Raw genomic sequence first — 11,079 nt, forward strand, 5'->3', positions numbered from 1 at the left:
CTGCTCAAGACATGCGCGGTTCAGGAAGGCTCGGGGAGGTAGTTTTCAAAGCACTTGACCAAAGAAGAAAAGTCCCCTTGATCGGCATCCCGCATGGCGGCAATGTACCGCGCTCGGATCTGATGCCCTTCAGACATGAGATGGGTTTGAGGCCATTGCGGCAAAGGATGTTCGCGAGAATAAAAAAAGATGTCGGTGATCAGTCGTGCATGCCGTCCATTCCCATTTCGAAAGGGATGGATCTTGGTCAATCTGTTTTGAAGTCGTGCGGCAACTTCGAGAATCGGCATCATCGACGTTGGAGCGTTCCAATAATGAAAGTCATCGCATAACAAACGAACCTGTTCCGGTATCAGCTGCCAGTCCATCCCGATGTTGAGATTCTCTTTCCGATATTGTCCCGCCCATTTCCATATAGATCCAAACATGTCCTGATGGACTGCACGGATAAACTCATCGGTGAGCCATCGCGCACCCTGCTTCTTCCTGTGGGCCTCAAACACGTATTTGTCATAGGCCAGACTAATGGTATGCGCTTCGGCTGCGTTCCGTTCCGCTCTCGTCGTGAGCCGAGTCAGAATGAGCCCTGATAAATCGTCCCCCAACGTCTCATCGTCGAGTTGCGTTTCGTCCGACTTGGTCATCGAGTGGATAGTCGTTTACGAGGACTGCGGAGAATATCATCGGTACGTTTTTCAAGAAGCTGCCTGAATGTGTCCTTGTCAGGAGCTTGGTCTTCAAGTGCCATGGTTCCCATAGTCTGTTTCAGTCGTTTGAGGGCAACAGCTCGGGCACGATCTCTCGTAAGTTCTTCCAGAGACTTGTGGAGCAGCGGTTCGAGGTTGAGCTCACAGCCTAAGCCTTCATAAATTCGTCTGAGCGTCCCGACTTGGGGATCAACTTTCCCGGACTCAATTGCCGCCAGATTGGGCTGCGTAATATGGGCGCGTTGAGCCAGTTCAACCTGCGTCATTCGGAGCCTATCCCGGAGTAGACGTATCCACTCCCCCGCCGTGAGTTTGTTCGTGCCTCTTGGTGCCCGCACCTTCAGCCTTGATAGGGCTATGTCATCGAGTACAGTTATGAATTTTTGTTTCATGGGTTTTTATTATACTATTTGCAATATAAAAATTAACACTAAATTATCGTAAAGAGTATTAAATTTCCATTTTCAATATTTTAAACAGAATAAAATGTCTTTCAACTATATGATTTTGTGAAACTATTAGAGATATCATGCACTCTGTAGAGTGCATCCATTAAAGGTGGTTAGGCCATATGCAATAGACGAGTCCTATTGGAATAGCCTGACGATCGCCATACCTTTCGTGAGCCTTATCTCAAATTGGTTCTCACTGGCGGCTCGCCAGCGGTAATCACCATCGCCTTCGTCTGGTTCACCGAACGGGCGTTCGATCTTCAGTTGCTTCCCGTCTAGTAGAATGTTCACAGGGAAGGAACTGTGTGGCTGCGTGGTTGGTCCTACTATGAGAGAACCTCAATTACCGCAGGACCCGCTTCCCTCAAATGGTTTTCATGATCGACCTCACTTTTAAGGGAGGGACGGTACCCCAAGTAGGTTGATGGCACAGCGTCTAATGCTTTTCTCGTGATCATGTTGAAGTGAGCCGTTTCTGCTCTACTTTCTTGAATAGGAACATACATCAGATTGCCCTGGCGCCTAAAATTCCTCAGCCTCGCAACTCATCATCGCCTAATATCTTCTTCCTAACTGAACACACACCCTCGCTTGTCTGGCTCCATGCTCCGGTGCTATAGTCCGCCCGTCCGAACACCTATGAATCCAAAACCTCTCCCTCGTCTTCCTCCGACCCATGAGGGAACATCCAGGCCGAGGTTGTGAATGCTGAACTCAACCCAGACCCAAGAAGCGGAATGGGGGCAGCTGATCACTCAGACTGCACAAGGCGATCAATCAGCCATCGCGACGTTGTACGACCGCACAAGCCATCAGGTCTACGGCCTCATTTTCAAGATCCTTGGCAATCGTGAAGCGGCGGAAGAAGTGACGTTGGACGTCTATACGCAGGTCTGGCGGCAAGCCCACACCTTCGACGAGACGAGAGGCACGCCTGGGGGGTGGCTTATAATGTTGGCCCGCACGAGGGCGATCGATCGCTTCCGCGCGGGGGTGGGCGAGCGCGGCAAGATCGAGAGTCTGGAGGTAGCCTCCTTCTTCTCCAGCGAGGAGCCTACGCCCGACCAGGAGGTCGAGGGACGACAACGCCGGCAGTCTGTCCGTCAGGCGCTCTCTCTGCTGCCATCCGAACAACGAGAAGCGATTGCGTTGGGGTATTTCTACGGCTTGACTCAAAGTGAGATCGCAGACAAGCTCAGTCTGCCATTAGGAACAATCAAAACCCGAATGCGACTCGGCATGCTCAAATTGCGGGAACTGTTGGCTCCGCAGAAGGAAGAATTGGTTTCATGACTGACTTCCCTCTACCGCAAGAGCTTGAGGAACAGGCAGCTGCCTACGCGTTGGGTATCCTGCCACCCGAAGACCGTGTCGTCTTTGAGAAGCGCGTGGCCTTGTCTCAAAATGGCCTTGGAGCCGCCACGCAAACTTTTCAAGCCGTGGCTGAACAATTAAGCTTCGGCGTGAGCGCGATCCCACCGCGTGCGGCACTGCGCGAGCGGATGCTCGCCCGCATCGCGCAGGAAGCGGATCAAGACGATCGCACGTTTCAATCAATGGCGGATCATCTGGCCTTTGCCGCCGCTCCACTGCCTCCACCATTTTCTCTGCGCACCCGCTTGCTCAGCCGGATCCAAAACGAGAGACGCCCGTCACGGCATGTCCCGCCCCTCACATTCGTAAGAGCCTCCGAAGGAGAATGGCAAGAGATGGCTCCCGGCGTCACGGCCAAGATCTTATACTTTGACCCTATCTCCCGCCGAGCCACCGCCCTTGTGAGAATGGCGCCCGGTTCGGTATATGCCCCACACCGGCATACCGAGGCGGAAGAGCTCTATGTCTTGGAAGGTGGCTGCTTGTGCGGCGGCCAGGAATTAGTGGTGGGGGACTATCATCGAGCTGAGGTTGGCACCGAACATCATGACACGTCGTCGGACAATGGCTGCCTGCTTCTCATTATCTCCTCTCCGCAGAACGAGATGCTGGGCTAAAAGTCGGCATTGGCAGTTTGCGCGCCGCATTGTCCCTTATTCTTACGCTTCCTGTTTCAGCGGTACCCAGGCATACACTTCTGTCCCCGCTCCCGGTTTTGTCTTCACCTGAAATGTCCCCTGCAGCACGTTCATCCGCTCTGCCATGCTGATCAAACCAAGTCCTTTCTTGGCAGCTTCATCCGATGGTGGCATCGGGGCCTTAATCTAGCCGACTGGTGTGTTGGCCTGACCTAGGTTGAACCCTCATACAGTGCGATAAGATGAGTGGATTCGGTGCGGGTGACGATCATTACGTATGACTTTGAGAAGGAATGAAACGTATGGAGCGATCACTTTCGTGGTGAGGCCTCTCTCGTCATAAAAAGCTGGCTCACTCAAATGGATCTCCATGAGCCTTTCTGTGGCTCTCTTGAGATCACACATCAATGGTAAGCCGAAACCTGGATGCCCAGCCGTTTTTTCTAATCGGTTTGAATCGGGATGTATATGACATTTCCCTGGCGGTTGACGAGCAAGAGAGCAAGATCCGTGGGTCTTAGTGGGTCGGCAAGGCGTTGAAGACCGGCAAAACTGGTGACATGTTGCCGGTTCAGTTCCAGTACCACGTCACCCGGTTGGAGGCCGGAGGCTTCGGCAAGGCTGCCTTCTTCAATATCCGTCACGACTACCCCGTTATTCACGGGCAAATCCATTTGTCGTGCCAAAGGCGGCGTCACGTCATCGAAGACCACGCCCGCGAGCGGATGGACCATCGAGGCGGTTGATGACGCGGCTTGGCTTTTCTTGGGCCGTTCACGCGGCGCTTCCTGAACGATCAGGTCGGCTTGATACTGTTTCCCATCGCGGATGAGGTCCAGGCGATGTTTGCTGCCGATCGACGATTGCGCCACCAGATTTCGCAACTGGCCGCTGTCCATAACGTCTCGTCCGTCGAAACGCACCACCACATCGCCTCGTCTCAAACCGGCCCGTTCGGCGGACCCCTTGGCCTGCACATCGGTGACGATCGCGCCCTTGACGTCCGGAAGACGGAAAATTTTCCCCAATGGAGGGCTCACGTCTTGGGTCGAGGCCCCCAGGAACCCCCGCACCACACGACCCGTCTTAATGAGGCTCTGCATCGCGGCACGGGCCATGTTGCTGGGAATTGCAAACCCGACCCCCACGCTTCCGCCGGTCGGACTGGCGATGGCCGTATTGATCCCCACCAGCTCGCCCTGAATGTTGACGAGCGCTCCGCCGGAATTGCCCGGGTTGATCGGCGCATCCGTTTGGATAAAGTCCTCGAAATCCGCCACTCCGACATCCGCGCGACCGACCGCGCTCACGATGCCGAACGTGACGGTGCGGCTCAATCCCAACGGGTTGCCGATGGCCAATACGAAGTCGCCGACGGCCAGAAGGCTTGAATCTCCCCAGGTCGCCGTCGGGAGATTCGATGCATGAATCTTCACCACGGCCACGTCGGTCTTCGGATCCGTCGCGACGACCTTCCCTTTGTATTGACGGCGATCCGCCAAGATCACTTCCACATCGACGGCATCGGCCACGACATGGTTATTCGTAACGATATACCCATCCGGCGAGACGATCACGCCCGATCCCTGTCCATATTGCCGACGCGTCGGCGGGTCTTTGAACAGACCGAACGGCAAGGCTTCGTCGCTGAAGGCCTGGTCTCGCACCATCACGGTCGACGCAATGCTGACCACTGCGGGAATCACTTTATTTGCGGTTACTTTGACTTGATTCTGTAAATCATGACCACCGGTCGCCGAGTTTTGCTGGGCGGCGGCATGCCCCGAACCGGGATCCGTCACGACGAGGACGAGGCCCCACGCAATACTTTGCATTGCGATGCGTCTGCTGCTTTCCGCCAATGCGCTTCTCATGGTTCAAAATTCCAACATGATCGCAATACCGTGCGCCAGCCTACCATGCGACCCTCGTCGACGCATTCATAATTCGATATGGCGGCACGTACCCACCCCGACCACTGCGCTGTGGATGGTAGCCCCTATCACACAGTCTGTAAAGGTGATCATCGACTCAGACATTTGCGGCGGATCTACCGGTTAGAACCACATCCTTACACCGACCCCCAATCGTATCTGACTCGGATCTCCGTCTTGCTGACGCACCAGAGTCGCCGTCCCACCGAAGCTGCGGTCGAGCGATATGCCGACATAGGGTGCGAATTCTCGACGAATCTCGTAGCGCAACCGGACCCCGAATTCCAGATTGTTCAGCCCGGAGGCGGTCGTAAACTCTTCGACCCGTTGGACCGCCAGGTTCGTTTGGAAACGGCCTTGGAGGATCAGCCGCTGTGTAAGCAAGAAATCTTTCGTGTATGAAATGCGAGCCGAGACGGCACCGCTCTGATCGATGAATAACGCCGATTCGAACTCGTAGTTGTACGGCACGATACCTTGAAGGCCGATCACCCCTAGGCCGCGCGTGACGTTGCCGCCACGAAACGACTGTGTTTCCATTCGGCCCCCGACTTGAATGTCGTAATGCTTCCATAGGAACCGACCATAGAGCAGTTGAAAATCGACATCATAGTCCGCTTTGAACGCCGTATCCTGCTGACCTTCACTCTTGAACCAGAGTCGGTTGTAATCCCCACCGTACCAGCCTTCGATATCCCAGCGGTAGTCACTGTTGCTTCCGCCTCCACCGGTACGAGGACGATATTCAAGGACGTCAACCAACGTAAACAGGCGATGCTCCCGGTCGCTCACGGGGCTGAGCCAGTCCTGTTGCAGTGCTAAGTTCGCATGGGTTTGGCCTGGCTCTTGTAGGGGCGCGACTACCGACGAGCCGCCGGAACCAGAAGGCTTATGCCCATGTTCGGATTCCGCCGAGACACTCTTCGCACTCATGCCGACGCTCAACATGCACACAACCCATATGATTGCCCGACCGCTCTGGATCGCTGAACCCACCGGCCTATCTCCCGTTAGTCATTACGCAACTTGGACGACGCGAAACATGCCGGCTTCCATGTGGAGGAGAAGGTGGCAGTGGAAGGCCCACGGTCCATACGCGTCGGCGTTGATGACCACGGATAGCCGCTCAGCCGGTTTGACCGCGACGGTATGTTTGCGCGGAAGGTACGCACCGGACCCGTTTTCGAGGTACATCCACATCCCGTGCAGATGGAGCGGATGTTCCATCATGGTGTCATTGATGAAAGTGAGCCTCAGTCGTTCCCCATAACGGACACGAATCGGTTCCGGTGCATCCGAATACTTTTTGCCGTCGAACGACCACATATAGCGTTGCATATGGCCGGTGAGGTGCAGCTCGATCTCCCGTTGAGGTTCATGTAGGTCTTGGTAGGGAGCGAGGCTTTTCAAGTCGGTGTAGACGAGGACGCGCCTGGAGCTCTGCTCGAATCCTCTACCCGCCTCGTCCATCCGGTTTCGCGCATACTCGGCGATCGTTTGGTTGCCGGTGCCATGGTGATCTGGGCCATGCTGAACCGGGGTTGCACCTGGAATTGGAGAACGATGTCGTGCGTCGGTTTCCATGGCCTGCCCATGCTCCATCCCTTCACCGTGCGTCATGCCATGACTCGGTGAATCGCCGTGAGACTGCTTCATGCCGGGCTCATCCTCATTCATGGCATGGCCAATATGGCCGTTGCCATGTTCAGCCATTCCCATGTCTTCCATGGTTCGAAGCGGACGAGCACGGCGCGCAGGGATCTCCCCTTCCATCCCTGGCCGAGGGGCAAGGGTTCCGCGAGCATAGCCACTCCGATCCATGGTTTCGGCAAAGATCGTGAACGCCTGATCTTCAGTGGGCTGGACAATGACATCGTAGGTTTCTGCGGGTCCGAAGCGAAATTCCCCTATAGGAACCGGCTGCACATTTTGGCCATCGGCTTGGACTACCGTCATGGTCAATCCGGGGATACGGACGTCATAGAAGGTCATCGCGGCGGCATTGATGAAACGCAATCGCACCCGTTCCCCTGGACGAAAGAGACCGGTCCAATTGCCGGCAGGCGGCAGACCGTTCATGAGGTACGTAAAGGTCGAGCCGGTGACATCGGCAAAGTCGGTCGGATCCATCCGCATTTGCTCCCACATCAAATAGTTCCGCAGGGCCCGCCACAGCCCCCATTTCCCCACATCGGAAACAAACTCTCCTGCATCGCGCTTCTGGAAGTTGTAGTAGCCGGAGAATTTCTTGAGGTTGTCGAACACGGCCTCTGCCGGCTCGAAGGTCCATTCAGAGAGCATCACGACATATTCCCGATCGTAGTGAAACGGCTCCGGTTCGAGCGGGTCCAGAATCATCGGGGCATACATGCCCTGCAATTCTTGGCCGCCCGAGTGACTGTGATACCAATAGGTCCCGCTCTGCTTGATGGGAAACCGATAGAGGAAGGTTGTCCCAGGCTGAATACCGTTGAAGCTCACACCAGGCACCCCGTCCATGTGAGCGGGTAAAAGCAGTCCATGCCAGTGGATCGAGGAAATCTCTTTAAGTTGATTTGTCACACGCAGGGTCACCTCTTGGCCTTCCTTCAGACGGATCAGCGGGCCCGGGATCGTCCCGTTGATCGTCGTGGCAGTGCCCGTGTACCCGCTCAGCGCGAAGGACCGTTCGCTGATCACCAGGTCAATCAACTCACCACTGAGCGTCGGAGTGTCGGGACTTGGACGAGTAGCGGGTGGTGACGGATGACGCGCGCAGGAGGCAGGAGCGGTTGGAGCGCGGCCAGCAGCCCCAACGCTCCCGCCCGCTTCAACAGGAGACGTCTGGATATCCCCTCGTTATGCATCGCACAGGGTGGGTATTCAGAGAGTTGTCAAAGTGTCAACCTACGGAGCCGCAACGCGTTGGCGATCACGGAGACGGAACTGAACGTCATCGCCGCGCTCGCGATCATGGGACTGAGGAGAACTCCCGCGAACGGATAAAGAATTCCGGCGGCGATCGGCACACCCAGCGTATTGTAGACGAAGGCAAAGAAGAGATTTTGACGGATGTTCCGCATGGTGCCTCGGCTCAGACGGCGCGCCCGAGCGATCGCTCGCAGGTCGCCCTTCACGAGCGTAACCCCCGCGCTCTCCATCGCCACATCCGTTCCCGTTCCCATGGCGATCCCCACTTGGGCTTGCGCCAGAGCCGGTGCGTCATTGATCCCGTCGCCGGCCATGGCCACGACGTGCCCTTCGGCCTGGAATCGCTTGATAACCGCCGCCTTTTGCTCGGGCAAGACGTCGGCCTGCACTTCGTCGATGTTGAGCCGGCGCGCCACCGCCTCGGCGGTCGTCCGGTTATCACCGGTCAGCATGACGAGTCGCAGCCCTTCACGATGCAACAGATCGATGGCCTCCGGCGTGGTGGACTTGACCGGATCAGCCACGCCCAGCAACCCTGCCGGCTTGCCGTCAATCGCCGCGAACATGACCGTCTGGCCATCCTGTCTCAGCGGCTCAGCCTGGGCCAATAACTGCGTGGTCTCGACGTTCAATTCGTTAAGAAACGGCACCGTGCCCACGGCTACCATACGGCCCTCGACCGTTCCTGTGACTCCCTTCCCTGTGAGTGAACGAAAGTTCTCCGCCTTCGCCGGAACAATCCCCTTTTCTCGGGCACCGGAGACGATCGCCGCCGCTAAGGGATGCTCGCTGTTCTGTTCAAGACCGGCAATCAATCGGAGCAGCTCGGCCTCGGTCATATGGGGCAGGGGCGCCACTGTCTGTAGACGTGGTTTGCCTTCCGTCAACGTGCCTGTTTTGTCCACGACCAGGACGTCGACCTTCGCCAAGGTCTCCAGAGCCTCGGCGTTCCGGATGAGGACGCCGGTCGTCGCGCCGCGTCCGGTCCCGACCATGATCGACATGGGAGTCGCCAGGCCAAGGGCACAAGGACAGGCGATGATCAACACCGCGACGGCGTTGAGCAAGGCATAGGCCATCCGTGGCTCAGGACCATAGATCGCCCAGACCACAAAGGTCACTGCGGCAATAAGCATGACGATCGGTACAAAATAGGCAGCGACGACGTCAGCCAATCGCTGAATCGGCGCACGGGTACGCTGCGCCTCACTGACCATCCGCACGATCTGCGCAAGCAACGTCTCGCGCCCTACTCGCTCGGCTCGCATGACGAAGCTCCCCGTCCCATTGACGGTCGCTCCCACCACTTTCTGCCCTGGCTGCTTCTCAACCGGGATCGACTCACCGGTCACCATCGATTCATCGACGGCACTCGTTCCCTCCAACACCACACCATCCACGGGAATCTTCTCACCCGGCCGTACCCGTAACCGATCACCAACCTGCACCTGTTCCAACGGGATATCTTCTTCGCGCCCATCACTCCGGACAATACGGGCCGTTTTCGGCGCCAGTCCCAACAGCGCCTTGAGGGCGCTGCTCGTTCGGCTGCGCGCCCGCAGCTCCAGTACCTGGCCCAGTAAAACCAGGGCCACAATGGCGACGGCCGGTTCAAAGTAGACGGCCAGCTCGCCGCCATGGACTCGGAAGGAATCAGGGAATAGCCCGGGGGCGAATGTGGCGGCGACGCTGTACAGATACGCGGCACCGGTGCCAAGGCCGATGAGCGTGAACATGTTGAGATGGCGATTGACGATCGACGTCCAGGCCCGTTCAAATAGAGGCCAGCCGGCCCAGAGGACGACCGGGGTCGCGAGCAGGAACTGAAACCAGACCAACGCCCGCCCTGGGAAAAGTTGCTGTAGCGGTCGGTCCGGCATCATCTCGGAAATCATCAGCGCAAGAATGGGTGACCCGAGGATCACGCTCTGCCAGAACCGGCGAGTCATGTCGACGAGTTCCGGATTGACTTCCTCCGCCGTCACCGTGCGCGGCTCCAACGCCATCCCGCAAATGGGGCAATTACCTGGCTCGGCCTGTACGATCTCGGGATGCATCGGACAGGTATATTCAGTACGGGTGGTGGGCGCAGACACATCAGCCGGCTCTAACGCCATACCGCACTTAGGACAGGCTCCCGGGCCCTTTTGACTGACCTCGGGATCCATGGGACACACATAGGTGACGCTACTGTCAGCGGGGACCGGCATCGGTTTCTGCGCCCGTCGCTCAGGCGGGGTCAGGTAGTACTCGGGATCGGTACGGAACTTGTCGAGACACCGAGTGGCGCAGAAGTAATACGTCTTGCCCTGGTGAACGTGTTTGCCCGCCGCAGTAGCTGGTTGGACTGTCATGCCGCACACCGGATCGCGCTCGCCCTTCTCTGTTGCCTGCATCATCGGAAGCGGCTTGCGAGAAGGGGTTGTGACTAGATTCAGTGGCTTTTTATTGAGCGCCTTCTCTGGATCTGCCCGAAATCGCTCCAGGCAAGAAACAGAGCAGAAATAGTAGGTCCTGCCTTTGTAGTCATACTGACCCGCTGCTGTGGCTGGATCGACGGTCATTCCGCAAATGGGGTCGATCTCAGACTTCACGTGAGCGTGCGAATGGTCCCTCGTATCTTGACTAACTTCGCTCATGCGGTCATGTCCTGCATGCGGCTTCCCGCAACAGCCGCTCGATGATTCCTTAACCATGGTCCGACTCCTTTCATTGTATCCGGTATGGTGACCTATTGTCGCCTTCAGGATTACAGACGGAGCAGGTGCCCAAACATTACAGAAGTATGCTGGGTGTAATGAAACTCTTTAAAAGTGCTTAACAAACCAGGGAGAAAGTACTGGGAAGAAAAGATCTGTCAGCAGATCAAAGGCTATCCACATTTGCAGTCGAGGCAGCCATGTTGACTGCAGACCCCGCAGGCCTCTTCCAAAGAGGCCCGTAAGGATTGGCGAGCTCTATGCAGACGGACTGTGAGGTTGTTCCGCGATATGTTTAGCTCTTTCGCGACTTGTGCCGGCGATTCATCCCCGAGGTCGATGCGTTTGATGAGTTCTGCATAATT

The 11,079-nt window shown here is 56.7% G+C and carries 7 protein-coding genes and 1 pseudogene; 2 read left to right on the forward strand and 6 right to left on the reverse strand.

What is annotated here, in order from left to right:
- Positions 1-20 precede the first annotated feature (20 nt).
- Both A4E19_20450 and A4E19_20455 read right to left on the reverse strand, forming a co-directional pair.
- Entirely contained in the window at positions 21-644 is a 624-nt protein-coding gene (locus A4E19_20450) for a hypothetical protein (GenBank protein ID OQW31342.1), read from the reverse strand.
- A complete protein-coding gene (locus A4E19_20455) occupies positions 641-973 on the reverse strand; it encodes a hypothetical protein (protein ID OQW31343.1) in 333 nt (110 codons plus the stop codon). Before A4E19_20455 ends, A4E19_20450 begins: the two co-directional genes overlap by 4 nt.
- Before the next feature lie 891 nt (positions 974-1,864).
- Here A4E19_20455 and A4E19_20460 point away from each other — a divergent pair.
- Positions 1,865-2,452 (forward strand): hypothetical protein, encoded by a 588-nt coding sequence (locus A4E19_20460; GenBank protein ID OQW31344.1) that lies wholly within the window; start codon positions 1,865-1,867, stop codon positions 2,450-2,452.
- Positions 2,449-3,150 (forward strand): hypothetical protein, encoded by a 702-nt coding sequence (locus A4E19_20465; protein ID OQW31345.1) that lies wholly within the window; start codon positions 2,449-2,451, stop codon positions 3,148-3,150. The genes A4E19_20460 and A4E19_20465 overlap by 4 nt, the downstream gene beginning before the upstream one ends.
- A 464-nt stretch (positions 3,151-3,614) precedes the next feature.
- Here A4E19_20465 and A4E19_20470 read toward each other — a convergent pair whose 3' ends face one another.
- The 4 genes and pseudogenes from A4E19_20470 to A4E19_20485 all read right to left on the reverse strand — a co-directional run bounded on the left by A4E19_20470 (position 3,615) and on the right by A4E19_20485 (position 10,414).
- The gene (locus A4E19_20470; protein ID OQW31346.1) at positions 3,615-5,006 is read right to left on the reverse strand and encodes a hypothetical protein; all 1,392 of its coding nucleotides are present in this window, start codon (positions 5,004-5,006) and stop codon (positions 3,615-3,617) included.
- A gap of 222 nt (positions 5,007-5,228) precedes the next feature.
- Positions 5,229-6,038 (reverse strand): copper resistance protein CopB, encoded by an 810-nt coding sequence (locus tag A4E19_20475; protein OQW31347.1) that lies wholly within the window; start codon positions 6,036-6,038, stop codon positions 5,229-5,231.
- A gap of 84 nt (positions 6,039-6,122) precedes the next feature.
- Positions 6,123-7,951: pseudogene (locus A4E19_20480) on the reverse strand (copper resistance protein CopA).
- Positions 7,952-7,978: 27 nt separating this feature from the next.
- Positions 7,979-10,414, reverse strand: coding sequence for a copper-transporting ATPase (locus tag A4E19_20485; protein ID OQW31352.1), 2,436 nt, complete (start codon positions 10,412-10,414; stop codon positions 7,979-7,981).
- Between the last annotated feature and the right edge of the window lie 665 nt (positions 10,415-11,079).

Origin of the sequence: Nitrospira sp. SG-bin1 (genome assembly GCA_002083365.1) — a bacterium.
In the GTDB taxonomy this organism is placed as follows: domain Bacteria; phylum Nitrospirota; class Nitrospiria; order Nitrospirales; family Nitrospiraceae; genus Nitrospira_D.